At 65.2% G+C, this 23,987-nt stretch carries 19 protein-coding genes and 1 pseudogene; 11 read left to right on the top strand and 9 right to left on the bottom strand.

Annotated features, from left to right (window positions below; all coding sequences use genetic code 11):
* From ABVK50_RS25405 to trxA, 10 genes are all read left to right on the top strand, one after another.
* Positions 1-447: an HPr kinase/phosphorylase gene (locus ABVK50_RS25405; RefSeq protein WP_353643941.1), complete on the top strand. Its 447-nt coding sequence runs from the start codon at positions 1-3 to the stop codon at positions 445-447.
* 176 nt (positions 448-623) lie between these two features.
* Positions 624-1,025 (top strand): PTS sugar transporter subunit IIA, encoded by a 402-nt coding sequence (locus ABVK50_RS25410; protein WP_353643940.1) that lies wholly within the window; start codon positions 624-626, stop codon positions 1,023-1,025.
* A gap of 5 nt (positions 1,026-1,030) precedes the next feature.
* A complete protein-coding gene (locus ABVK50_RS25415; RefSeq protein WP_353643939.1) occupies positions 1,031-1,324 on the top strand; it encodes an HPr family phosphocarrier protein in 294 nt (97 codons plus the stop codon).
* A 155-nt stretch (positions 1,325-1,479) separates the two neighbouring features.
* Positions 1,480-2,877: an adenosylhomocysteinase gene (gene ahcY, locus ABVK50_RS25420; protein WP_353643938.1), complete on the top strand. Its 1,398-nt coding sequence runs from the start codon at positions 1,480-1,482 to the stop codon at positions 2,875-2,877.
* A gap of 196 nt (positions 2,878-3,073) precedes the next feature.
* A complete protein-coding gene (locus tag ABVK50_RS25425) occupies positions 3,074-5,641 on the top strand; it encodes an ATP-binding protein (protein WP_353643937.1) in 2,568 nt (855 codons plus the stop codon).
* A 9-nt stretch (positions 5,642-5,650) separates the two neighbouring features.
* Positions 5,651-7,159 (top strand): tRNA (adenosine(37)-N6)-threonylcarbamoyltransferase complex ATPase subunit type 1 TsaE, encoded by a 1,509-nt coding sequence (tsaE, locus tag ABVK50_RS25430; protein ID WP_353643936.1) that lies wholly within the window; start codon positions 5,651-5,653, stop codon positions 7,157-7,159.
* Positions 7,156-7,884 carry a nucleotidyltransferase family protein gene (locus ABVK50_RS25435; RefSeq protein WP_353643935.1) on the top strand — a complete coding sequence of 243 codons (729 nt, stop codon included), beginning with the start codon at positions 7,156-7,158 and terminating at the stop codon, positions 7,882-7,884. The genes tsaE and ABVK50_RS25435 overlap by 4 nt, the downstream gene beginning before the upstream one ends.
* Positions 7,881-11,015, top strand: a complete 3,135-nt coding sequence (gene addB, locus ABVK50_RS25440; protein ID WP_353643934.1) for a double-strand break repair protein AddB — start codon at positions 7,881-7,883, stop codon at positions 11,013-11,015. Before ABVK50_RS25435 ends, addB begins: the two co-directional genes overlap by 4 nt.
* The gene (addA, locus tag ABVK50_RS25445) at positions 11,012-14,530 is read left to right on the top strand and encodes a double-strand break repair helicase AddA (protein WP_353643933.1); all 3,519 of its coding nucleotides are present in this window, start codon (positions 11,012-11,014) and stop codon (positions 14,528-14,530) included. The genes addB and addA overlap by 4 nt, the downstream gene beginning before the upstream one ends.
* Before the next feature lie 74 nt (positions 14,531-14,604).
* The gene (gene trxA / locus ABVK50_RS25450; protein ID WP_353643932.1) at positions 14,605-14,928 is read left to right on the top strand and encodes a thioredoxin; all 324 of its coding nucleotides are present in this window, start codon (positions 14,605-14,607) and stop codon (positions 14,926-14,928) included.
* Between the two features lie 55 nt (positions 14,929-14,983).
* Here trxA and ABVK50_RS25455 read toward each other — a convergent pair whose 3' ends face one another.
* From ABVK50_RS25455 to ABVK50_RS25480, 6 genes and pseudogenes are all read right to left on the bottom strand, one after another.
* On the bottom strand, positions 14,984-16,315 hold the full coding sequence (locus ABVK50_RS25455; protein WP_353643931.1) for a folylpolyglutamate synthase/dihydrofolate synthase family protein: 1,332 nt from the start codon (positions 16,313-16,315) through the stop codon (positions 14,984-14,986).
* 63 nt (positions 16,316-16,378) lie between these two features.
* The gene (accD, locus tag ABVK50_RS25460; RefSeq protein WP_353643930.1) at positions 16,379-17,302 is read right to left on the bottom strand and encodes an acetyl-CoA carboxylase, carboxyltransferase subunit beta; all 924 of its coding nucleotides are present in this window, start codon (positions 17,300-17,302) and stop codon (positions 16,379-16,381) included.
* 36 nt (positions 17,303-17,338) lie between these two features.
* Positions 17,339-18,178 (bottom strand): tryptophan synthase subunit alpha, encoded by an 840-nt coding sequence (gene trpA / locus ABVK50_RS25465; RefSeq protein ID WP_353643929.1) that lies wholly within the window; start codon positions 18,176-18,178, stop codon positions 17,339-17,341.
* 2 nt (positions 18,179-18,180) lie between these two features.
* Positions 18,181-19,431, bottom strand: coding sequence for a tryptophan synthase subunit beta (gene trpB, locus ABVK50_RS25470; RefSeq protein ID WP_353643928.1), 1,251 nt, complete (start codon positions 19,429-19,431; stop codon positions 18,181-18,183).
* A gap of 108 nt (positions 19,432-19,539) precedes the next feature.
* Positions 19,540-20,199, bottom strand: a complete 660-nt coding sequence (locus tag ABVK50_RS25475) for a phosphoribosylanthranilate isomerase (protein WP_353645816.1) — start codon at positions 20,197-20,199, stop codon at positions 19,540-19,542.
* Positions 20,200-20,280: 81 nt separating this feature from the next.
* Positions 20,281-20,711: pseudogene (locus ABVK50_RS25480) on the bottom strand (type II toxin-antitoxin system VapC family toxin).
* A gap of 119 nt (positions 20,712-20,830) precedes the next feature.
* Here ABVK50_RS25480 and ABVK50_RS25485 point away from each other — a divergent pair.
* Positions 20,831-20,998: a hypothetical protein gene (locus tag ABVK50_RS25485; RefSeq protein ID WP_353646979.1), complete on the top strand. Its 168-nt coding sequence runs from the start codon at positions 20,831-20,833 to the stop codon at positions 20,996-20,998.
* Between the two features lie 388 nt (positions 20,999-21,386).
* Here ABVK50_RS25485 and ABVK50_RS25490 read toward each other — a convergent pair whose 3' ends face one another.
* The 3 genes from ABVK50_RS25490 to ABVK50_RS25500 all read right to left on the bottom strand — a co-directional run bounded on the left by ABVK50_RS25490 (position 21,387) and on the right by ABVK50_RS25500 (position 23,947).
* Positions 21,387-22,145, bottom strand: a complete 759-nt coding sequence (locus ABVK50_RS25490; protein ID WP_353643926.1) for a M48 family metallopeptidase — start codon at positions 22,143-22,145, stop codon at positions 21,387-21,389.
* A gap of 173 nt (positions 22,146-22,318) precedes the next feature.
* Positions 22,319-22,786 (bottom strand): DUF2852 domain-containing protein, encoded by a 468-nt coding sequence (locus ABVK50_RS25495; RefSeq protein WP_353643925.1) that lies wholly within the window; start codon positions 22,784-22,786, stop codon positions 22,319-22,321.
* A 147-nt stretch (positions 22,787-22,933) separates the two neighbouring features.
* Complete coding sequence (locus tag ABVK50_RS25500; protein WP_353643924.1) at positions 22,934-23,947, bottom strand: 1-aminocyclopropane-1-carboxylate deaminase; 1,014 nt, start codon at positions 23,945-23,947, stop codon at positions 22,934-22,936.
* Between the last annotated feature and the right edge of the window lie 40 nt (positions 23,948-23,987).

Here is a 23,987-nt window from a genome sequence, read left to right on the forward strand (position 1 = left end):
GTGAAGCCGAAAAACATGCATGCAACGGCGATCATCCTCGGCGACCGCGGCGTGCTGATTGCCGGCGATTCCGGCTCCGGCAAGACAGCGCTGGCGCTGGCGCTGATCGCAGAGGCAAAGCGCGGGGGAATGTTCGCCCGGCTTGTTTCGGACGATCAGGTCTTTCTCTCCAATCATGCAGGCAGGCTGGTCTGCAACGCGCCGTCGACGATCAGCGGCATGGTCGAGGTGCGCGGCCTCGGTCCACGGCCGGTCGCGGCCGAGCCGTCTGCCGTTGTCGACCTTCTGGTCAGGCTGGCGCCGGCCGACGCCGCCGAACGGTTTCCGGAAGACGCAACCGCAACGCTCGCCGGCGTTCCGGTCGCCTGCCTTGACCTTGCGGAACGCAACGTGGTCGGCGCGACGGCGGCGGTCGCCGCCCGGCTTTCCCTGCCGCCGTTTGCGTGATAGCCAAGCGCGCCAATGGCCAAAATGCGTCAATATGGCCGGCACGGCCGCAATTTGGGACTTGTCAACGCCCGCAGCGTCGACAAGATAGCGCTCCCGCCGTCCCGGAAATGGAATGGAGCGCCGGGCATTCAAGATGAGCTCATGATAAGAGCCATGACGGGAGCTGCCGCAGAATGATCGGACTCGTGCTTGTGACGCACGGTCAGCTGGCCGAGGAGTTCCGCCATGCCGTCGAGCATGTCGTCGGGCCGCAGCAGAATTTCGCAACCGTCGCCATCGGCGCCGATGACGACATGGAGCAGCGCCGCCGAGACATTGTCGATGCCGTCGCGCGCACCGATACCGGAGCCGGCGTCGTAGTGCTGACCGACATGTTCGGCGGCACGCCGTCCAATCTGGCGATCTCGGTGATGGAGCCCGGCCGGATCGAGGTGATCGCCGGCATGAACCTGCCGATGCTGATCAAACTCACCAGCGTGCGCAAGGCCGACAATATGGCCGGCGCGCTCGAGGAAGCGCAGACCGCCGGCCGCAAATACATCAACGTCGCCAGCCAGCTTCTGAGCACCAAGTGAGCGGAATGCCGTTTTCGAGTGAGGACGGCGTCGTCAGCCGGGAGTTCCAGATCGTCAACCAGCGCGGGCTGCACGCGCGCGCCTCGGCCAAATTCGTCCAGGTCGCCGCCGGTTTCCAGGCGTCTGTCGACGTCGAACGCGACGGAGTGAAGGTCGGCGGCACCTCGATCATGGGACTGATGATGCTTGCCGCAAGTCCCGGATGCTCCATCCGCGTCACCGCAACGGGACCGGAGGCGCGGCAGGTCATGGCGGCGCTCGAGGAGTTGATCGCGACCCGGTTCGGCGAAGAATCCTGACGCCGGAGTCCATCTGGGACATGCACGAATAAAGATTTCTTTATATCCCATTGTCGGAGGCCGGCTTATCTGTTAGTCAGGCGCCGATAAATTGCGCCCTTTTGGACGGCTTTGTGCCGGGGCGCGCGTCAAACTCATTTCACTGGAGCGCTGCCATGGCAGATAAGGATTACATCGTCGCCGACATTTCACTCGCCGACTGGGGCCGCAAGGAAATCGAGATCGCCGAAACCGAGATGCCCGGCCTGATGGCCTGCCGCGACGAATTCGGAGCGGCCAAGCCGCTCAAGGGCGCGCGCATCACCGGCTCGCTGCACATGACCATCCAGACCGCGGTGCTGATCGAGACGCTGAAGGCGCTTGGCGCCGAGATCCGCTGGGCCTCCTGCAACATCTTCTCCACCCAGGACCACGCCGCTGCGGCTATCGCCGCCTCCGGCATTCCGGTATTCGCGGTCAAGGGCGAGACGCTTGAAGATTATTGGGAATACACCGACCGCATCTTCCAGTGGGCTGATGGCGGCACATCGAACATGATCCTCGACGATGGCGGCGACGCCACGATGTACATTCTGATCGGCGCGCGCGCCGAAGCCGGCGAGGACGTGCTTTCCAATCCGGGTAGCGAAGAGGAAGAGATCCTGTTTGCCCAAATCAAGAAGCGCATGGCGGCGACGCCGGGCTTCTTCGCCAGGCAGAAGGCCGCGATCCGCGGCGTCACCGAAGAGACCACGACCGGTGTCAACCGGCTCTACCAGCTTCAGAAGAAGGGCCTGCTGCCCTTCCCGGCGATCAACGTCAACGATTCGGTCACCAAGTCGAAATTCGACAACAAGTATGGCTGCAAGGAATCGCTGGTCGACGGCATCCGCCGCGCCACCGACACCATGATGGCCGGCAAGGTCGCCGTGGTCTGCGGCTATGGCGATGTCGGCAAGGGCTCGTCCGCCTCGCTCAAGGGCGCAGGCGCCCGCGTCAAGGTCACCGAGATCGATCCGATCTGCGCATTGCAGGCGGCTATGGACGGCTTCGAGGTCGTGACGCTGGAAGATGCGGCTCCGACTGCCGACATCGTCATCACCACCACCGGCAACAAGGACGTCATCACGCTCGACCACATGCGCATGATGAAGGACATGGTGATCGTCGGCAATATCGGCCATTTCGACAACGAGATTCAGGTGGCGGCGCTTCGCAACCTGAAATGGACCAACATCAAGCCGCAGGTCGACCTGATTTCCTTCCCGGACGGCAAGCGGATGATCCTGCTTTCCGAGGGCCGGCTGCTCAATCTCGGCAATGCGACGGGCCATCCGAGCTTCGTCATGTCTGCATCCTTCACCAACCAGGTGCTGGCCCAGATCGAGCTGTGGACGAAGCCCGGCGCCTACAAGAACGAGGTCTATGTCCTGCCCAAGCACCTCGACGAAAAGGTCGCCCGGCTGCACCTCGACAAGCTTGGCGCCAGGCTCACCGAGCTCAGCGGCGAGCAGGCTGCCTATATCGGCGTGACGCAGCAGGGTCCGTTCAAGCCGGAACACTACAGATACTGATCTGCGTTTACCAAACTACCAGATATTGAAGCCGGGCGATTGACTTTCGCCCGGTTTTTCTTTTTGCGCCGCAGCCTTCTTCACGCCGATTCGCCCAGACTGTATGGTGACGTGATTCGCGATGCTTCGGCTCTTGGGCGGACCGCCGACGCATCGTCAGGCGGTCTTGAAATCGGACGGCGGAGAGGAACAAGGCATGCCGGGGGAATACCCGCGTCGGGCGGGACTGGCCGTTACCGGCGGCCGCAATGATTCACATACCGGCGCGCGGTTCTGCGAAGCCTGGCCGAAGCGCCTGCTCGGCCGCTCTACCGTCCGTCGCATGCTCGGCGCGACTTCGCTTTCCACGCTTCTCGCCGCCGATCTGGCGTTCGCTCAGACCGAAGCCGTCGTGCGCTCGTCAGGCCTCTCGCTCGGCACGGTCGAGGTGATACAGTTTTCCATGTTCGCTGGCGTGATGGGCGCAGCGCTGATCTCTGCCATCGTCCTGATCCGCGAACGGGCCCGCACTTCGGCCGAGAATGTCGAACTGCGCAACCGCATCGCCGATCTCAATGCATCGCTGCAGCGTTCCGACGCTCTCCTCAATCTGCGTGACCAGCGCGTGGTGGTGTGGGCTTCCGAGAAGCAGAAGCCGGAACTGATCGGAGCCTTGCCGGCGGAGACCGGCGCGCCGGAGGATCGCGCCGCGTTCCTCGCCTTCGGGCGCTGGCTGATGCCGCGCTCGGCGGCGGCGCTCGACCACGCTATGGCCGGACTGCGCGAGAGAGCCGCCGCCTTCGACCTGGTGGTCGAGACGCAAAGCGGCGCGCCGCTTGAGGTCCAGGGGCGCAAGAGCCCGGCCCATGTGCTGGTCAAATTCGTGTCGCTGTCGGAGGCGCAGCGCAACCAGGCGCGGCTGCGGCTGGAGAACCAGAGGCTCTCGGCCGAGAACGAGAACATGCTCGGGCTGTTGGACGCCCTGAAGATGCCGTTCTGGATCCGCTCGGCCGACGGGCAGCTTAAATGGGTCAATCGCGCCTACGCCGAAGCGGTGGAGGCATCGAGCCCTGACGCCGCCGTCAGCGAAGGCAGGGAGTTTCTCGGCACGCCGGCGCGCGAGGCTATCGCCCGCCAGCATCTCGCCGCGCCGGTTTTCGAGCAGAAGCTGTCGACAGTGATCGGCGGCGACCGGAAAGTCTTTACCGTCACCAATTATGCCGGCGGCGAAGGCTCGGCCGGCATCGCCACCGACATGAGCGCCATCGAGGCGATCCGCGAAGAGTACGAGCGGACCGTCCGCAGCCATGCCGACACGCTCGACCAGCTCACCACCGCGGTGGCGATTTTCGACAGCGGCGAAAAGCTGCGCTTCTTCAACCAGGCCTTCCAGAAGCTATGGGATCTCGATGGTGGCTTCTTGGCCAGCGCGCCCGACAATGCTCTGCTGCTCGACAGGCTGCGCAGCGAGGGCAAGATTGCCGAGCAGCCGGAGTGGCGGCGCTGGAAGGAAAACCTGCTTGCCGCCTATCGTGCGGTCGAGACGAAGGAGCATTGGTGGCATCTGCCCGACGGGCGCACCATTCGCGTCGTCGCCAACCCGCAGCCCAAGGGCGGCGTGACTTGGGTGTTTGAAAATCTGACCGAGAAGATGAATCTCGAAAGCCGCTACAACACGGTGGTCAGGGTGCAGGGCGAGACGCTCGACAATCTGGCCGAAGGCGTAGCTGTGTTCGGCCCGGACGGCCGCATAAGGCTGTCGAACCCGGCTTTCACCGGCCTGTGGGGATTGCCGTCCGACATTGTCGGCCAGAAGATGCATATATCGGCGATTCGGGCGCAGTGCGAGGCGCTCGCCAAGGACAGCCCTTGGGGCGGCTTCGTCGCAGCGGTGACCGGCTTCGACGACGAGCGGCGCGACCGGCACGGCCAGACGGAACTGGTCAACGGAACGGTGCTGCGCTACGCCATCATCCACCTGCCCAATGGCCAGGTCATGATGACCTTCGTCGACGTGACCGACAGCGTCGCTGTCGAGCGCGCGCTGAAGGAGAAGAACGAAGCGTTGCAGAAGGCCGACCAGCTCAAGAACGACTTTGTCCAGCACGTGTCCTACGAGCTGCGCTCACCGCTGACCAACATTATCGGCTTCACCGAACTCTTGTCGCTGGCGGCGACCGGACCGCTGGCGCCGCGCCAGCGCGAATACGTCGAGCATATCGGCTCGTCGTCATCCGTGCTGCTGACCATCGTCAACGACATTCTGGATCTCGCCACCGTCGACGCCGGCATCATGGAACTGGAGATCGCCGAGGTTCGCATCGACCAGACCATCGCGGCGGCGGCCGAACTGGTGTCCGACCGGCTGGAGGAGCATTCGATCAGGCTGGAGGTCGACGCGGCCGGCGCGCCGAAGACCTTCCACGGCGACGAGACACGCATCCGCCAGATCCTCTACAATCTGTTGAGCAACGCCGTGAACTACGCGCCCGAGGCGAGCGTGATCACGCTCGCCTGCCGGCAGTTGCCGAATGGCGTCGAATTTTCAGTGCATGACGACGGGCCGGGCATGCCGCCCGAAATCCTCGACACGGTGTTCCGGCGCTTCGAGCCGCGGGTCAATGGCGGCAGGCGGCGCGGCGCCGGGCTCGGCCTGTCGATCGTCAAGAGCTTCGTCGAGCTGCATGGCGGCAAGGTGCGCATCGATACCGGCCAGGACCGCGGCACCACGGTGACCTGCGAATTTCCGGCAGCGCCGAGCGGCGTCCGCGCCGCGGCGGAGTAGTTCTGCCTGATGGATTTTTCGATCCTGGAACGGTTCCTTCCCGACGAGCAGGCAACAGCCATGCTCGGGGCGGATCTGGCGCTGGCGCTGCGTGCCGGCGATGTGCTGGCGCTCGAAGGCGATCTTGGCGCGGGCAAGACGACGCTGGCGCGCTCTCTGATCCGGGCGCTTGCCGGCGATCCGGAGCTGGAGGTGCCAAGCCCCACCTTCACCCTCGTCCAGGCCTATGAGGGCCGCATTCCGGTCCATCATTTCGATCTTTACCGGCTTTCCTCGGCGGCCGAGCTGGATGAGCTGGGGTTCGACGACGCGATCGCGCAGGGCGCGGCCCTGGTCGAATGGCCGGACCGGGCAGCGGGCCGCCTGCCGGAAAGCGCCGTTCAGGTCGAGCTCATCCACCAGGAAGCAGGCAGGCTTGCCCGCATCACCGGAAGGGGCGCCGCCATCGAGCGCATCGGCCGCTCGCTCGCTGCGCGTGATTTTCTGGCGCAGTCAGGCCATGGCGACGCGCAGAGGAAATACTTCACCGGCGACGCATCGGCGCGCTCCTATGAGATCGTTGATGGCGATAGCCAACGGCCGCTGGTGCTGATGAATTCGCCGAAGCTGGTGCTCGGCCCGCCGGTGCGTGACGGCAAACCCTACGCCGAGATCGCCCACACTGCGCAGTCCGTCGCGGCTTTCGTCGCCATCGATCGCGCGCTCAAGGCCGGCGGAGTGGCGGTTCCGGAAATCTTCGCCGCCGATCTAAACGAGGGCTTTCTGCTGATAGAGCATCTCGGCTCCGGCAGCTTTCTCGACGCCGGAAAGCCGGTGGCGGGGCGCTACGCCGCGGCGGGCGAACTGCTCGCGATGATGCATGGCCGGAAGTGGCCAAGCCGCATGGAGGCGGCGAAGGGCGTGCACCATGTTGTTCCCCCTTTTGACCGTGACGCCATGATGATCGAGGTCGATTTGCTGATCGACTGGTATATTCCTTTCGCGTCCGGTAAGCCGGCTAATGACGAGTTCAGGATCGATTTCAAGAACGCATGGAATACGGTGTTCGATCGACTCGACGATGCGGAAAAGACGCTGATGCTGCGCGATTTCCATTCACCGAACCTGATATGGCGCGGCGAACGCCAGGGCCACGACCGCATCGGCGTGCTCGATTTCCAGGATGCGCTAATCGGGCCGTCGGCCTATGATCTCGCATCGCTGACCATGGATGCGCGCGTGACCGTTTCGCCTGAAATCGAGCGTTCGACCTACGACGCCTATGTCGCCGCGCGCCGGTCGGCGGGCCCGTTCGACGAGGCCCGCTTTAGCGAAGCCTATGCGGCCATGGCCGCGCAGCGCAATTCGAAGATCCTCGGCATTTTCGTTCGCCTCAACGAGCGCGACGGCAAGCCGGACTATCTACGCCATCTGCCGCGCATCCGCGCCTATCTTGGCCGGGCTCTGGCGCATCCGGCGCTTGCCGGGCTTGAGGATTTCTACCGGCGAAACGGCCTGCTTGGAGATACCGCAAAATGAACGGCGCGCCTGACACCGCAATGGTCCTCGCCGCCGGCCTCGGCATCCGCATGCGGCCGATCACCGCCACCAAGCCGAAGCCGCTGATCGAGGTCGCCGGCAAACCGCTGCTCGATTGGGGCCTGGACAGCCTTGCCGAAGTCGGCGTCGCCAAGGCGGTCGTCAACGTCCACTATTTGCCCGAACAGATCGTCGCTTATGTGAGCCGGCGGCAAAAGCCGCGGATAATCATTTCCGACGAAAGCGCAGGTCTGCTCGATTCGGCCGGCGGCATCGTCAAGGCGCTGCCGGAACTCGGCTCAAAACCGTTCTATGTCATCAACGCGGATACATTCTGGGTCGACGAGGCGGAACCGAATCTCGGCAGGTTGGCCGCTGCGTGGGACGAGTCGAAAATGGATATGCTGCTGATGCTGGCCGACCTAGGATCGGCCACCGGCCACAGCGGCGGCACGGATTTCCTGGTAGCACCCGACGGCCGCCTGGCCCGCGCCGGCAGCGACCCATCCGGCCTGATCTATGCCGGGGCAACGATCGTGCACCCGCGAATCTTTGCCGGCGCAGCAATCACGAAGCAGTCGCTCAATCTCTATTTCGACCGCGCAATCGCGGCGGGCCGGCTGTTCGGCCTGCGCATGAACGGCAGCTGGATCACGGTCGGCACCCCGGGCGCGATCGCACCGGCCGAGGCGGCTGTCGCGCGGGCTCAGGCCGTCGGCGCATGACTGGCGGCGGAAAGCCGCCGCGGGTCTTTTCCATCCCGCCCGGCGTCGCCTTCCTGCCCACCTTGGCCGAGGCGCTGAATGGCGGCCGGCTTGTGCCCGGCTTCCGCTTCGACGGCGATCCGCTGGCGCTGGCCGACGTGACTATCTACGTGCCGACCCGTCGCGCCGCGCGCGAGTTGCGGGGCGTCTTCGTCGACATGGCAGGCGGGCGCTCGGCGATCCTGCCGGTCATCCGGCCGCTCGGTGAATTCGACGAGGACGAGTCGCTCTTCGCTCCCGGCGGCGCCGGCGCGATCGACCTCTTGCCGCCGATCGCGGCCGCCGACCGGCTGCTGCTGCTCGCGCCGATGGTGCGCACCTGGAAGCGCCGGCTGCCCGCTCATGTCGCGGCCCTGTTCGAGGAAGACATCGTCGTGCCGGCATCGACTGCCGACGCCATCTGGCTGGCTCGCGATCTCGCTGCGCTGATGGACGAGATCGAGACCGAAGGTTCAGACTGGAAAAAGCTCGGCGAACTGGTTTCCGGCGATCTCGCAAATTGGTGGCAGGTGACGCTCGATTTCCTCGAGATTGTCACCTCGGCCTGGCCGGCGCTGCTCGCCGAGCGCGGCCAGTCGAACCCGGCAGCACACCGGAGCGCGCTGATCCGGCTCGAGGCCGAGCGGCTGCGGCAAAATCCGCCGGCCGGTCCGGTGATCGCCGCGGGCTCCACCGGCTCCATTCCCGCCACCGCCGAGCTGCTGTCGGCGATCGCGCGGCTGCCGAACGGCGCAGTGGTGCTGCCGGGGCTGGACAAGACACTCGACGAGCGGTCCTGGTCGGTCATCTCGGACCTCGCGCCGCAGGCTTCCGTTCTCGGTCATCCGCAATATGGCCTGGCAAAGCTCCTGCAGAAGATCGGCATTCTGCGCACCGATGTCGAAGAGATCGGCTCGCCCATAAAGGCGATGTCGGACCGAGCCGCTCTGGTCGGTGAGGCGCTCAGGCCGGCCGAAACCACTGACGACTGGGCCAGGCGGCGCATCGGCATGAATTCCGGCGAACTCGCCGACGCTCTCTCCGGTGTGACGCTCCTGGAAGCCGCCAATGAAAGGGACGAGGCGGCGGCCATCGCGGTGGCGCTGAAGACCGCCGTCGAGGTACCGGGTCGCACCGCCGCCCTAGTCACCGGAGACAGGAATCTGGCGCGGCGCGTCTCCGCCGAACTGCTGCGCTTTGGCGTTCGCGCCGATGATTCCGGCGGCGCCCCGCTCGCCAACACCGCGCCCGGAGCGCTTCTGCGACTGCTGGTCAAGGCGGCGTTCAGCCCGGGCGATCCCCTGTCGCTGCTGTCGCTGCTCAAGCATCCGCTGATTTCGCTCTGGCTGGAGCGGAGCTCTGTCCGGGCGGCGGTGGAAACGATCGAGCTCGTGGCCCTGCGCGGCGGAACGGGCAGGCCGGACATTCATGAGCTGGTCGATTTGTTCGACGCGCGGCTTGCCGGCCTGGCCGGCCAGAACAGGCAGCCGGCCTGGTTCGGTCGCCTGAGCGAAAGGCGTATCAACGCCGCGCGTTCCGTGCTGGCGCGGATCGCAGATGCCATCGCGCCGCTCGCACCGTTCCGGGAGGCCGGCGAGGTCGAACTGTCGGCGATCTTGCGCGCCACGGTGCTGGCGCTCGAAAATTTCGCGCGTGGTCCCGAAGGCGGCAATGACGCGCTCTATGCCGGCGATGCCGGCGAGAAGCTCGCCGAATTGCTGCGTGGGCTGGTCGCCTCGACGGCGTCGCTCTCTTTCGACGCGGCGGAATGGCCGGACGTGCTTGAGGCGCTGCTGGCGCCCGAAACCGTCAAGCCGGCTCACGGAACCGATAGCCGGATTTCGATCTGGGGCGCTCTCGAAGCGCGTCTGCAGACTGTCGACACGCTGGTTGTCGGCGGGCTGAACGAGGGCGTCTGGCCGCGCAAGCCGCAGGCCGACCGCTTCATGTCGCGCGTCATGAAGACCGGCATCGATCTCGAGCCGCCGGAGCGCCGCATCGGACAGTCGGCGCATGATTTCCAGATGGCGATGGGAACGGAAGACATCATACTGTCGCGCTCGGCCCGTTCCGGCGACGCGCCCGCCGTCCCCTCGCGCTGGCTGCAGCGCCTGCTGGCTTTCGCCGGACCCGACCTGGCCGAGGTCATGCGCGCTCGGGGCTCTGCGCTGCTCGACTGGGCGCGTGCGCTCGACGCCGGCGCGCCGGTGAAATTCGCCAAACGGCCCGAGCCGAAGCCGCCCCTCGATGTCCGTCCGCGCCATTTTTCCGTGACCGAGATCGAGACGCTGCGGCGCGATCCCTACGCGGTCTATGCGCGCAAGATACTCAGCCTTGCGCCGATCGATCCGCTGGTGCGCGACCCCGGCGCGGCCGAACGCGGCACGCTGTTCCACAAGATACTTCACCGCTTTTCCGAGACGGTTGCCGATCCGCGCAACGAAGAAGCATACGAGCTGCTCATCGCGGCCGGCCGCGAGAGCTTTGCCGAGTGCGCCCTACCGGAAGATGTCGAGGCCATATGGTGGCCGCGCTTCATGAAAATGGCGGCGGAATTCATCGGCTGGGAACGCACCCGCGCCGCAAACGTGGTCAGCCGCCATCCGGAGGCGCGCGCAGAGGCGATGCAGGTCGGCGGCTCGGGCGTGACGCTGTCGGGCTACGCCGACCGCATAGACCTGCTGCCGGCCGGCATGGCCGACATAATCGACTACAAGACCGGCTCCTCGCCTTCGAAAATGCAGGCGCACACGCTGCTAGCGCCGCAACTGGCGCTGGAGGGCGCGCTGCTGCAGCGCGGCGCGTTCCGCGAACTTGGCACGCGCACCCCGGCGGAACTCGCATTCGTGCGGCTCAAGGCCAACGGTCTGGTGCTGGAGGAATCGATCCTGCGCGTGAACGGGACGCCCAAGTCCGGCCCGGCGCTTGCGCAGGAGGCCTGGGAGCGGCTGGAAGCGCTGCTGGAGCACTACAACAATCCGGAAGCCGGCTATCTTTCGCGGGCGCTGCCGTTCCGGGAAGGCGAGACCGACGGCGACTACGATCATCTTGCCCGGGTCCTGGAATGGTCGGCCGGGGGCGACGGGCCGGACGACGTGGACACCGGCGAATGAAGAAGAAGTTCACCGTCCCCTTCGAAACCGCAGAGCGGCAGGCCAAGGCGTCCGATCCGCAGCATTCCGTGTGGGTGTCGGCCAATGCCGGCTCGGGCAAGACGCATGTTCTGGCGCAGCGCGTGATAAGGCTGCTGCTGGAAGGCACGGACCCGTCGAGGATATTGTGCCTGACCTACACGCGCGCCGCCGCCGCCAACATGTCGAACCGCGTCTTTTCCAGCCTGTCGTTCTGGACGATGCTCGGCGATGACGAACTGGCGAAAGCGATCGAAGAGCTCGACGGCCGGAAACCCGACGCGGAAAAAATGCGGCGGGCGCGCCGGCTGTTCGCGCAGGCGCTGGAAACGCCCGGCGGGCTGAAGATCCAGACCATCCACGCATTCTGCGAATCGGTGCTGCACCAGTTTCCGCTGGAAGCCAATATCGCCGCGCATTTCGAAATGCTCGATCCGGCGATGGAGCAGACGCTGTTTGCGATCGCGCGGCGCGAGATGATCACGGGTGCTGCGGCCGGCAATCCCGAACTGGCCGAGGCTTTCGCGGCGGTGCTGGAACGCGGAGGCGAATGGGGCCTCGACATGCTGCTGCAGGAGATCGTGCAGAAGCGCGACAGCCTGCGCATATTGATCGACGCGGCAGGCGGCGACCCCTTACCTTATGAGGCGTTGTTTTCGGAGTTCGATTTCACGCCGGAGGACAGCGCCGGGGGCATCGCTTCGATGGCCTGGCCGCTTCCCGGATTCCCGCTGGAGTTTTTCGAGCGGTTCGCGGCCGACGCGGAGGAGGTCAGCGCACGTTCGGTGCTCAAGGACATCCTGCCCGATGCGGTTCTCGCCTTTGCGGAAACCGATCCAGTAAGACGCCTGCAATTGCTTGCGCGCGGTTTTCTCAAGGGCGATGGCGAGCCCTATGCTGCCGGCAGATTGTTCACTAAGAAGCTGCTCGACCGTCTGCCGGACCTGCCGCAGCACTATGCGCAAGCCACTGACGCAATCATGGCCGCCTGCGATCGGCTGGCGCTGTACCGCATGCTTGAAGGCACACGCGCCGCACTTACCATCGCCGACTGGCTGATCGCCCGCTACGAGCAGTTGAAGGCCGGACGCGGCTTCCTCGACTTCAACGACTTGATCACCCGTACCGTGCGGCTGCTGGCGCGCCAGGATGCCGGGCCATGGGTGCAGTACAAGCTCGACAAGGGCATCGACCACATATTGCTGGACGAGGCGCAGGACACCAGCCCGGACCAGTGGAACGTGGTCAAGCGGCTGGCCGAGGAGTTCTTTGCCGGCCTGGGCGCGCGCGACAATGTCCACCGCACGGTGTTCGCGGTCGGCGACGAAAAGCAGTCGATCTATTCCTTCCAGGGTGCGGCGCCCGAATCCTTCGCAGAGACAGGCCATGAATTCTCGCAAAGAATCCGTGGGGCCAACGGTAGCTTTGAGAGGGTCGGCCTGACCTGGTCGTTCCGCTCGACCAGCGACGTACTGGCCGCGGTCGACCTTGTCTTTGCCAGCGAGCAGGCCCGCCGCGGCCTGTCGCATGATCCTGACCCGCCGGGGCACAAGGCGATACGCGACAACGAGCCCGGCTATGTCGAGGTCTGGCCGTCGATCGGCGCCGCCGCGATCGAGGAGCCGGAGGACTGGCGGGAGGCCATCGACCATGCGCAGGCTCCGGCGGTGCGGGTCGCCGAGCAGGTGGCCGCCACCATCCAGGACTGGATCCGGTCCGGCGAGATCATAGAGGGAACCGGCAAAAGACTGAGCGCCGGCGATGTCATGGTGCTGGTGCGCAAGCGCGACCGCTTCGTCCACGCGCTGGCGCGCAGCCTGAAAAACCGGCAGATCCCGGTGGCGGGCGCCGACCGGCTGAGCCTGCCAGGCCATATCGCGGTCAAGGACATGATCGCGCTCGGACGCTTCCTGATCCAGCCCGAGGACGACCTGTCGCTCGCTGCGATGCTCAGGAGCCCGGTCTTTTCCCTGAGTGAGGACGATCTGTTCGCTCTCGCCGCAGGCCGCGGCAAGGGCATGTCGCTTGCTGCTTCGCTGCGCAAGCACGGCGAGACCGACATCAGGCTGGGTATCGTCGCCGAGAAGCTCGATTCCTGGGCCGGCGAGGCTGCTTTCAAGCCGGTCTTCGAGTTCTACTCCGGCGTGCTCGGCCGCGACGGCGTGCGCCGCCGCATGATCGCAAGGCTCGGCCAGGAAGCCGGCGACATTCTCGACGAGTTCCTGAATTTCTGCCTCGCCGAGGAGCGCGCCGGCCTGCCGGGGCTGGAAGCCTTTCTGGCGACGCTCGAAAGCGCCGGGCCCGACATCAAGCGCGAGATGGACCAGACGCGCGACGAGGTGCGCATCATGACCGTGCACGCCGCCAAGGGCCTTGAAGCGCCGGTGGTGTTCCTGGTCGACGGCGGGGCGGCGCCCTTCAGCGAGCAGCATCTGCCGCGCCTGGTGCCGTTCGAGCCGCGCGGCGAGCTTCGCCACGTCAAGGCCTATCTGTGGCGTTCGTCCGCCGACATTGCCAACGGCGTTTCGCGGGAGGCGGCGCTTCGCATCAGGGAGCGCGCCGACGACGAATACAGGCGGCTGCTCTATGTCGGCATGACCCGCGCCGAGGACCGGCTGATCGTCTGCGGCTATCACGGCAAGCGCGGCCAGAACGACACAACCTGGCACGCCATCGTCAGCCGCGCGCTGGCGGCCTCCGAGCATAGCGAAGAGCGGCCGCATCCGGCCGGCGGCGACCCTGTCCGCCGCTTCCGGGTCAGCACGGGCCCGGCGGCCGGTCTCGCGGCGGAGGCCGTTGCCGAAAAACAGCGGGCTGGCATGGAAATCCCGCCAAGGCTGTTCGAGAATCTGCCGCCCTCGGAGGCGCTGCCGAAGCCGCTTTCGCCGTCCGGCGCGTCGGTGCTGATCGACGAGACGAGGGAGCCGGTGATTTCCGGCCGCTCGCCGGTGCTTGATGCGGATGTGGAGCCCGGTTTCGCCATTGCCCGCGGCATTGCGCTGCACAAGCTTTTGCAGATGCTGCCTGCCCTGCCCGCGGCCGAGCGCAACGCCGCCGGCTGGCGCTATCTCGAGCGCGCCGGCGCGGGCTGGCCGGAAGGGGAGCGCGAAGCCGCGCTGGTCTCGGTCGAAGCGATCCTCGCCTCGCCCCGGTTTTCGCCGCTGTTTGCCGAAGGGTCGCGCGCCGAGGTCTCGGTCATGGGCAAGCTGCAGGTCAGGGGCAAGGAGCGCGCGGTTTCCGGCACGATCGACCGGCTCGCGATCACCGCCGGCGAAGTGCAGATCGTCGACTATAAGAGCAACCGCCCCGCGCCGCAGACGCTGGAGGCCGTGCCGCCCGCCTATATCGTGCAGCTCGCGCTCTACCGCGCCCTGCTTGCGCCCCTCTACCCGGGCAAGGCCGTCACGGCTGCGCTTCTGTTCACCGAGGAGCCGCGGCTGATCGAGCTTCCCGCGGCGGTGATGGACGAGGCTCTTGTCCGACTCACGCAGGCGTGACACAAACCCTGCTTGAAGCCATCCGCCTCATGCACCACATGTGGTGCGATCTCGAACCCCGAAAGGATTTCACTATGGCCACTGTGAAGGTCGACAAGAACAGCTTCAAGGCGGACGTGCTCGACGCCGCCGGTCCGGTCGTCGTTGATTTCTGGGCCGAATGGTGCGGTCCCTGCAAGATGATCGGTCCGTCGCTTGAGGAAATCTCGACCGAAATGGCCGGCAAGGTGAAGATCACCAAGGTCAATATCGACGAAAATCCGGAGATCGCGGCGCAGTTCGGCGTCCGCTCGATCCCGACCCTGATGATCTTCAAGGGCGGCGAAGTCGCCGACATGAAGGTAGGCGCGCTGCCCAAGACGGCGCTGTCGCACTGGATCAGCGGCAACGTCGCCTGATTTCAGCCAAAGAGTTTCACGGAAAGCCCGGCCTTCGCGCCGGGCTTTTTGTTGCTCAAGTAGGCGGTGTGCCGTTCTCGGCCAGCACCGCGCCGACCAGATAGAGCGACCCGCCTATCAGGATCCGCGGCGGCGTCTCGCTCTCGTCCCAGGTGTCCCGCAGCAGCATCAGCGCATTGGCCACCGAATTGACCGGTTCGGCCGAAAGCCCGGCCTCGATGGCGCGGGCGGCGAGTTCCGCATTGGGCACGCCGGCCTCGCTCATGCTAACCGGCACCGTATAGACGTGGCGCGCCATGCCTTCGAAGGCGCGGAAATAGCCGGTCTGGTCCTTGGTGTTGATCATGCCGCAGATCAGGAACAGCGGCCGGCTGAACTTTTCCTCCTGCTCGACCAGCGCTTCTGCGATGACCATGCCGGCGCCGGGATTATGGCCGCCGTCGATCCAGACTTCTGCCCCCTCCGGCGCCAGCTCGGACAGCCGGCCCTGCGGCAGGCGCTGCATGCGACCCGGCCAGGCGACGCTTGCCATGGCGTGGTCGGCGGCGCGCTGGCCGATCTCGAAACCGGCAGCCTTTACAGCCGCGATCGCTGCCGCCGCGTTGGCGAACTGGTGTCGGCCGGGCAGGCGCGGCGGTGTCAGATCCATCAGGCCGGACTGGTCCTGGTAGATCATGCGGCCGTTCTCTTCATAAGCGAGGAAGTCCTGGCCGTAGACCGAGACCGGGCAGCCCAGACGTTCCGCCGCCTCGATGACCACCTCCTGCGCGGTCCCGCTTTCCTGCGCGCCGATCACCACCGGACAGCCCGGCTTGATGATGCCGGCCTTTTCCGAAGCGATCAATTCGACACGGTCGCCGAGGAATGACTGATGGTCCAGCGAGATCGGCATGATCAGGCTGGCGGCCGACCGCGAAATCACATTGGTGGCGTCAAAGCGGCCGCCAAGTCCGACTTCAATGATAGCTGCATCCGCCGGGTGCTCGGAAAACAGCATGAAAGTGACGGCGGTCAGTATCTCGAAAACGGTTATCGTCTCGCCACGATTGACCTCGGCGGCGCGCGAGATCGCCTCTGCCAGCACGGCGTCGTCGACCAGCCTGCCGCCGCCTTTCGCCGCCATCCGGTAGCGCTCGTGCCAGTTCACCAGATGCGGCGAGGTGTGGACATGCACGCGCAGGCCTTCAGCCTCGAGCAGCGCCCGTGCAAAGGCGGCGGCCGAACCCTTGCCGTTGGTGCCGGCGATGTGGATCACCGGCGGCAGCCTGTCCTGCGGGTTGCCGAGCTTGTCGAGCAGACGCGTGATCCGCTCCAGCGAAAGATCGAAGCCTTTCGGGTGAAGCGCCAGCAGGCGGTCGATTTCGCGTTCGGCCAGAAGCATCGTCATGAGGAAAGTCCTAGGCAAGCGCGGGCTTGCGCACAATGTCAGGCCGCGGCGTTAAATGTCGCTTCAGGCCTGCGGCCGGGTTTCGGCCGGAACCGTGGCCGGCGGCAGGATTTCCGGCTCCAGCCCGTTCGCCTCCTCCGGCATCTTCGTCAGGATCTTCAACAACCGCGCGATCGTCGACTTGAGCTCGAGGCGCGACACCACCATGTCGACCATGCCGTGATCCATCAGATATTCGGCGCGCTGGAAGCCGTCGGGCAGCTTTTCGCGGATGGTCTGCTCGATCACCCGCGGGCCGGCAAAGCCGATCAGCGCACCCGGTTCGGCGATATGGACGTCGCCCAGCATAGCGTAGGAGGCGGTTACGCCGCCTGTCGTCGGATTGGTCAGCACGACGATATAGGGCAGCCCCGCTTCCTTCAGCCGGTCGACGGCAACCGTCGTGCGCGGCAATTGCATCAGCGACAGAATGCCTTCCTGCATGCGCGCGCCGCCGGAAGCGGCAAACAGGATCATAGGCCGCCGCTTTTCCACCGCGACCTCGAAAGCGCGGATGATTGCGTCGCCGGCCGCCATGCCGAGCGAGCCGCCCATGAAAGCGAAATCCTGGACCGTGGCGACGATTGGCAGGCCCTCGATCGTGCCCAGCGCATTGAGGATGGCGTCTTCCATGCCGGTCTTGGCGCGGGCGTCCTTGAGCCGGTCGACATAGCGCCTCTCGTCACGGAACTTCAGCGGGTCTACCGCAACCTTCGGGTTCTCGATGACCTCGAAGCGGCCGTCATCGAAGAAGAACTTCAACCGTTCCCGGGCCGATATCTTCATGTGGTGGCCGGAGGACGGGATGACGAACTGGTTCGACTCCAGATCTTTGTGGAAGACCATCTCGCCGCTCTCTGGATCTTTGATCCAGAGGTTTTCGGGCATTTCGCGCCGGCCCAGCATCGAGTTGATCTTGGGGCGGACGTAGTTCGTGATCCAATTCATGATCGCTTTTCCCGTGATCGGGCTAAAATGGGAAAACTATTCGGCGGTAGCAAGGCGGGCTGAGCGCACGCCCTGCGAAAGGCCGTTTACCAGCGTCGCGACGGCCTCGGCCGGGTCGGCGGTTTTCTCGCCCTTCGGACCGAGCACGTTGGCCACCGCATTGACGATGGCCGTGCCGACCACGACGCCGTCGGCCGACGCTCCGATCACCCGCGCCTGCTCGGCCGTCTTGACGCCGAAGCCGACGCAGACCGGCAGGCCGGTGTGGCTCTTGATGCGGGTCACGGCGGCGGCGACCTTGGCGGTGTCGGCCAAGGCCGAGCCGGTGATGCCGGTCATCGAGACGTAGTAGACGAAGCCCGACGTGTTCTCGAGCACCTTGGGCAGGCGCCGGTCATCGGTCGTCGGCGTCGCCAGCCGGATGAAATTGATCCCCGCCTTCACCGCCGGGATGCAGAGCTCCTCGTCCATTTCGGGCGGCAGGTCGACCACGATCAGCCCGTCAATGCCGGAAGCTTTCGCATCGGCGAGGAAGCGGTCGACGCCGTGGATGTAGATCGGATTGTAGTAGCCCATCAGCACGATCGGCGTCTCGTCGTCGCCGGCCCGAAATTCGCGCGCCATACGAAGCGTCTTTTCGAGCGTCTGCCCGCCTTTCAATGCGCGCAGGCCGGCCGCCTGGATCGCCGGCCCGTCGGCCATCGGATCGGAAAACGGCATGCCGAGCTCGATGATGTCGCTGCCGGCCTTGGGCAGCGCCTTCATGATCGACAGCGAGGTTTCGTAATCCGGGTCGCCGCCCATGAAATAGGTCACGAGCGCCGGACGGTCCTCGGCCTTCAGCTTCGCCATGCGGCGGTCAATGCGGGTGGTCATGATCAAATCTCCATGCCGAGCATGCCGGCGACGGTGTGCACGTCCTTGTCGCCGCGGCCGGAGAGATTGACGATCACGATCTGGTCCTTGTCCATGGTCGGCGCGAGCTTCATCGCATGGGCGATGGCATGCGCCGATTCCAGCGCCGGGATGATGCCTTCGACGCGGGTGGTGAGCTGGAATGCCTCCAGCGCCTCGTCGTCGAGGATCGGCACGTATTCGACGCGGCCCGTGTCGCGCAGCCAGGAATGCTCCGGCCCGACGCCGGGATAGTCGAGCCCGGCCGAGATCGAATGGCCGTCGAGGATCTGCCCGTCTTCGTTCTGCAGCAGATAGGTGCGGTTGCCGTGCAGCACGCCCGGCTTGCCGGCATTCATCGAAGCGCAATGCTCGACGCCGTCGAGCCCGCGCCCGCCGGCCTCGATGCCGATGATTTTCACCGCGCGGTCGTCGAGAAACGGGTGGAAGAGGCCGATGGCGTTGGAGCCGCCGCCGACGGCGGCAATGATCGCGTCGGGCAGCCGGCCTTCCTGCTCCAATATCTGGGCGCGCGCCTCGGTCCCGATCACCGACTGGAAGTCGCGCACCAGTTCGGGATAGGGATGCGGACCGGCGGCCGTGCCGATCAGGTAATAGGTGTCCTCGACATTGGTGACCCAGTCGCGCAGCGCCTCATTCATTGCGTCCTTCAGTGTGCCGTGGCCGGCGCTGACGGGCCGCACCTCCGCGCCGAGCAGCTTCATGCGGAAGACGTTCGGCTTCTGCCGCTCGACGTCGGTCGCGCCCATATAGACGACGCAAGGGTAGCCGAAGCGCGCCGCGACCGTCGCCGAGGCGACGCCGTGCTGGCCGGCTCCGGTCTCGGCGATGATGCGCTTCTTGCCCATGCGCTTGGCCAGCAGGATCTGGCCGAGGCAGTTGTTGATCTTATGCGAGCCGGTGTGGTTCAGATCCTCGCGCTTGAAATAGATCTTGGCGCCGCCGCTCAGGCCTTTCGCCGAGGACACCTCGCGCAGATGCCGCGTCAGCCCTTCGGCGAAATAAAGTTTTGAGGGCCGCCCGGCATAGAAGGTCGAGAGCGCCGAGAGTTCCGCCCTGAATTCGGGGTCGTCCTTGGCCTCGTTCCAGTGCCGCTCGAGTTCGAGGATCAGCGGCATCAGCGTCTCGGCGACGAAACGGCCGCCGAAAATGCCGAACATGCCCTGTTCGTCGGGACCTGTGCGGAAGGAATTGGGCTCTGCCGGCTTGTTCATGATTTTTGCCGCTTGTGCTCTGGGACGGTTTGCGCTCTTGCCCCTGGCGGAGCATCCGGCAGGCTTAAGCCTTTCCGGGGCAAAAAGTAAACTGTCCCCGGCGACTCATCACGCCACGCTTCTCGCCTGCGCCGTTCGCACCGCGCGGAAGAAGCCTTCGATCAGCGCCGGGTCCTTTACGCCGGGCGCGCTTTCCACGCCTGATGAGATGTCGAGGCCGGGCGGATTGGTCAGCCGCAGCGCCTCGCCTATATTGGCGGCGTTGAGGCCGCCCGAAAGCATGTAGTCCAGGCCGGATTCGAGCCCGGCGAGCAGCCGCCAGTCGAATGGAATGCCATTGCCGCCCGGCAGTTCGGAGCCGGCGGGGGGCTTGGCGTCGAGGAGAAAACGGTCAGCCACGCCGCGATAACGCGCGATCGCCTGGAGATCGCTGGCCTCGCGAACGGAAAGCGCCTTCATCACCGGCAGGCCGTAGCGCGCCTTCACCTCGGCGACGCGCTCCGGCGTTTCCTTGCCGTGAAGTTGCAGCATGTCGGGCGACATAGCCTCGACGATCGCGTTAAGCATCGCGTCATCCGCGTCGACGGTGACTGCGACGGCCTTGGCGCGGCCGCGCGCGTCTTCGCGAAGCCGGCCGGCTTCTACGGGATCGATATTGCGCGGGCTCTTCGGAAAGAAAATAAACCCGACATGGCTGGCCCCGCCGGAAAGCGCGGCCGTAATCGCCTCCGGAGTTTTCAAGCCACAAATCTTGACATCGAGGACCATGGCGGGGAAGTCGCACGAAATGGCAAAAGAGTCGAGAAAATTGCCGTGATGGAAACGGTCGGTTCCGTCCGCCATCTTCCATTAACCCGTCGCTTCAGCCCAGGGATCGAGAAGGCGGACGCCAGCCGGCTCGAAATCGGCCACGTTCCGCGTGACAACCGTCATGCCGTGCACAAGTGCGGTCGCCGCGATATACGCGTCCCGGTCGGGACGCGTGTCTGGTACGCGAAGCCGGGCGCACCGCAACGCCACAGCCGTATCGACCGGTAGCGTCCGCTCGGAAAACTTCGGCAGTACATGGCTGTCGACCAGGTGCGCAGCCTTGCCCCCTGAACAGGATCGCGCCGCTCGATCCGGAGAATGCCCAGTTCGAGCTCCATAAGGGTGATGGCAGAGACGTAGAACTGCGCAGCATCTTCGCGCTACAGCCACGCGGTGACATTGGTGTCGGCCTTACCGTCCCCAGCCTTGCGCAGCTCTGAAATGACATTGGTGTCGAGCAGGAACATCATTCGAAGTCCGCCGGCCGAGGCAACTCTCGCGAGCGCGGGAACTCGACTTCGATGTCCGAGAGCCCCGGGATCGGCGGTTGTGGATCACTGGCCACGATAGACCGGAGGCCTATGCGCTGATGCTGCCTGAGGTAGGCTCGATGCTGCGATGGACCGCAACCGCATCGCTCGACATCGCCGGCCAGGGCATCGCCTGGGACCGCTCGGACCGGCAGATGATCTGGGGGGTCGCCCGTGGTGCGAAGGGCGGGAACCGGGTTACGGCGAGCCGGGTGACGTTGCCTTAGATCGCAGCAGCCGTCCGCTTTCTCGGGCGCGCGTCTGCGGTCATGCAGGCGGATCTACGATTTGCGCTTCTCCGATCAATCTGTTTTCCCGTAGGTAGAACTTTGCGCTCTTCGAGAGCGCTGCCGCAGCCTCTTGTCCCAACAGAAAGATGAATCCGACCGTCCTGGTTTGGCCTGGATACAACGGCTCGTCACCGAGTTGCGGGCAGCCGTCCCACCCGCTTGCGACAGACTTGTCCGCGCAGCAGAGACAGCTCAAACCTGGAGGGAAGGGGCTTTTGCGTCCTCCCGCCTCCGTTGGATAGAGGGTGAGATGGACGACGAGATCGGGCGACGTGGCCTTCAGTTTGTCGGCGCGACTTTCCAGGCTCACTTGTTTCCTCCGCCCTCACTCAAACGCGATCGCCTGCAGCGCGCCGCCGTTGCGCTTCAGCCAGGCCTTGCAGCGATCAGTGTCCGGGCAAAGCTCCGCGCACAGCTTCCAGAATTTCGGGCCGTGGTTCATCTCCTTGAGATGCGCCACCTCATGCGCGACGAGATAATTTATCACCGGCGGCGGCGCCATCATGATACGCCAGGAAAAGGACAGCGTGCCGTCGGAGGTGCAGGAGCCCCAGCGGCTGGTCGTGTCGCGAAAGCGGATGGCCTTGGCTCGCCGGCCGACCTTGATGCAGTGCTTTTCGACCAGCGCCTCGATCTCACGCTTGGCTTCGCGTTTCAAAAAATCGGCGATGCGGCGCGGCAGATGCAGGCGGTCGCCATGGACGGTGAGCGAGGGCCCGCTTTCGCCCATCGCCGCCGACACGGTGCCGCGCTTGCCCGGCTCGTGGATGATGGTGTGCGGCACCCCGCGCAGCGGGATCTTTATGCCCGGCCTGACCTGCGGGCGGTCCGGCACCTTTGCCAGGCGTTGCTCCAGCCATCCTTGGTGGCGGTCGAGAAAGCGTTCGACCTCGCGCGCCGAAATGCCGGGCGGCACGGTGATGCGCAGGCCGCGCCCGCCGGCATCGATCCTGAGCGTCAGCCGACGCGCGCGATCGTTCTCGACGATCCGAAGCGGCAGCGTACGGCCGGCGACGGCGTGCTCGCGCTCACGGACCGGAGCGGGTCTGGCCTTTGCGAGATTGCGGAAGAAGCCGAAGGACATTTTTGGGAAGATACGTGATTCGCTGCCGGGGACAGTTTACTTTCTTGCCCGCGAAAAGCTCCGGGCCGCATGGGCGTGCGCGAGGGGCAAAAAGTAAACTGTCCCCCCTGCGCCTAACGGAAAACGGCGCCGCTTTTCAGCGACGCCGCTTGATCGTCAAATGCGACAGGCGCTTACGCCTCGTCGAGCAGACCGGTGGACGAACCCTTGCCGCGGCCCTTGGTGGTGGTTGGCGCGGTCGACTTGTTGCGGTTGGCCATGAAGCGGTCGAACTCTTCCTGGTCCTTGGCGCGGCGCAATTCGCGGGCGTATTCGTCGAATTCGTCGCGCATCTCGTCGAGCTTGCGGCTCTCTTCGTTCAGACGCTCGAGTTCCTTCTCACGCCAGTCGTCGAAGGCGACGTTGCCGGTGCGGGCCGAACCGTGGCCCCAGCGATGCGCCTTGTCGGAAGCGCGGCGGCAGCCGGCGAAGATACCGTCGGTCGCGCGGTTCGCGTCTCGTTTGAAGCCTTCAAGCCGGTCGCCCCAGATGATGTAGGCGAGCATGGCGAGCCCCAGCGGCCAGAACACCATGAAGCCGATCACCATCAGCGCGATGGTTGCCGGCGTCCAGGCCGGGCGGATCAATGCGGTCGTGTTCATTTCTCCCGTTCCTTCGGTTGGAGGCAGCCAAACCCGGCTGCTTCGATTCGAGATGGCCATTGTGAACAAATTGTTCAAGGCAATAGCCCCTGAAACCGGACAAGCGGTTGAAATCACAACCTTAAATCGAACCGAACAAGCTTCGCATCAGCCGTTTCGGTAGATGTAGCTGTAGCCGTTGATCGCCGGCACGCCGCCGAGATGCGCGTAGAGCACCTTCGACCCCCCCGGAAAGAACCCCTTGCGGACAAGGTCGATCAGCCCCTGCATGGATTTCCCCTCATAGACAGGGTCGGTCATCATGCCTTCCAGGCGCGCGGCGAGCCGGATCGCTTCGTTGGTCTCGGCTGACGGCACGCCGTAGACCGGATAGGCGTAGTCCTCCTTGAGCACGACGTCTTCGTCCTCGATGTCGCGGCCGAGCTCCACCAGCTCGGCGGTCCTCCGGGCGATGTCGAGCACCTGCGCCCTGGTCTTGGCCGGCGTGAACGAAGCATCGATGCCGATGACGCTGCGCTGGCGGCCGTCCTTCGCGAAGCCCACAACCATGCCGGCATGGGTTGAGCCGGTGACCGTGCAGACGACGATGAAATCGAAGCGGAAGCCGAGTTCCCTTTCCTGCGCCCGCACCTCCTCGGCAAAGCCGACATAGCCGAGGCCGCCCAGCGGATGCACCGAGGCGCCGGCGGGGATCGCGTATGGTTTGCCGCCCTTGGCCTTGACGTCGGCAAGCGCGCGCTCCCAGCTCTCGCGGATGCCGATATCGAAGCCTTCATTGACGAGCTCGATCTCGGCGCCCATGACGCGGCTCAGCAATATGTTGCCGACGCGGTCGTAAACCGCGTCCTCGAACGGCACCCAGCTCTCCTGCACCAAGCGGCACTTCATGCCGATCTTCGCTGCCGTCGCGGCGACCTGGCGTGTATGGTTCGACTGAACGCCGCCGATCGAAACAAGCGTGTCGGCGCCTGAGGCTATGGCGTCGGGAACGATGTATTCGAGCTTTCGCAGCTTGTTGCCGCCGAACGCCAGGCCGGAATTGCAGTCGTCGCGCTTGGCGAAGATCTCCATGCCGCCGCCCAGATGGGCGGAGAGCCGGCTGAGCTTCTCGATCGGCGTCGGACCGAAGGTCAGCGGATATCGAGGGAACTTTTCAAGCATCGTTTTGGCTCCGGCAGTGATTTCGTGGCCATGAGGCTAG

It is taken from the genome of Mesorhizobium sp. WSM2240 (assembly GCF_040438645.1).
In the GTDB taxonomy this organism is placed as follows: domain Bacteria; phylum Pseudomonadota; class Alphaproteobacteria; order Rhizobiales; family Rhizobiaceae; genus Allomesorhizobium.

Bases quoted from the DNA above. Each gene is read 5' to 3' on its own strand.
- ABVK50_RS25410 (WP_353643940.1), top strand. From the start codon at position 624: ATGATCGGACTCGTGCTTGTGACGCACGGTCAGCTGGCCGAGGAGTTC.
- ABVK50_RS25415 (WP_353643939.1), top strand. From the start codon at position 1,031: ATGCCGTTTTCGAGTGAGGACGGCGTCGTCAGCCGGGAGTTCCAGATC.
- ahcY (WP_353643938.1), top strand. From the start codon at position 1,480: ATGGCAGATAAGGATTACATCGTCGCCGACATTTCACTCGCCGACTGG.
- ABVK50_RS25425 (WP_353643937.1), top strand. From the start codon at position 3,074: ATGCCGGGGGAATACCCGCGTCGGGCGGGACTGGCCGTTACCGGCGGC.
- tsaE (WP_353643936.1), top strand. From the start codon at position 5,651: ATGGATTTTTCGATCCTGGAACGGTTCCTTCCCGACGAGCAGGCAACA.
- ABVK50_RS25435 (WP_353643935.1), top strand. From the start codon at position 7,156: ATGAACGGCGCGCCTGACACCGCAATGGTCCTCGCCGCCGGCCTCGGC.
- addB (WP_353643934.1), top strand. From the start codon at position 7,881: ATGACTGGCGGCGGAAAGCCGCCGCGGGTCTTTTCCATCCCGCCCGGC.
- addA (WP_353643933.1), top strand. From the start codon at position 11,012: ATGAAGAAGAAGTTCACCGTCCCCTTCGAAACCGCAGAGCGGCAGGCC.
- trxA (WP_353643932.1), top strand. From the start codon at position 14,605: ATGGCCACTGTGAAGGTCGACAAGAACAGCTTCAAGGCGGACGTGCTC.
- ABVK50_RS25455 (WP_353643931.1), bottom strand. From the start codon at position 16,315: ATGACGATGCTTCTGGCCGAACGCGAAATCGACCGCCTGCTGGCGCTT.
- accD (WP_353643930.1), bottom strand. From the start codon at position 17,302: ATGAATTGGATCACGAACTACGTCCGCCCCAAGATCAACTCGATGCTG.
- trpA (WP_353643929.1), bottom strand. From the start codon at position 18,178: ATGACCACCCGCATTGACCGCCGCATGGCGAAGCTGAAGGCCGAGGAC.
- trpB (WP_353643928.1), bottom strand. From the start codon at position 19,431: ATGAACAAGCCGGCAGAGCCCAATTCCTTCCGCACAGGTCCCGACGAA.
- ABVK50_RS25475 (WP_353645816.1), bottom strand. From the start codon at position 20,199: ATGGTCCTCGATGTCAAGATTTGTGGCTTGAAAACTCCGGAGGCGATT.
- ABVK50_RS25485 (WP_353646979.1), top strand. From the start codon at position 20,831: ATGCTGCCTGAGGTAGGCTCGATGCTGCGATGGACCGCAACCGCATCG.
- ABVK50_RS25490 (WP_353643926.1), bottom strand. From the start codon at position 22,145: ATGTCCTTCGGCTTCTTCCGCAATCTCGCAAAGGCCAGACCCGCTCCG.
- ABVK50_RS25495 (WP_353643925.1), bottom strand. From the start codon at position 22,786: ATGAACACGACCGCATTGATCCGCCCGGCCTGGACGCCGGCAACCATC.
- ABVK50_RS25500 (WP_353643924.1), bottom strand. From the start codon at position 23,947: ATGCTTGAAAAGTTCCCTCGATATCCGCTGACCTTCGGTCCGACGCCG.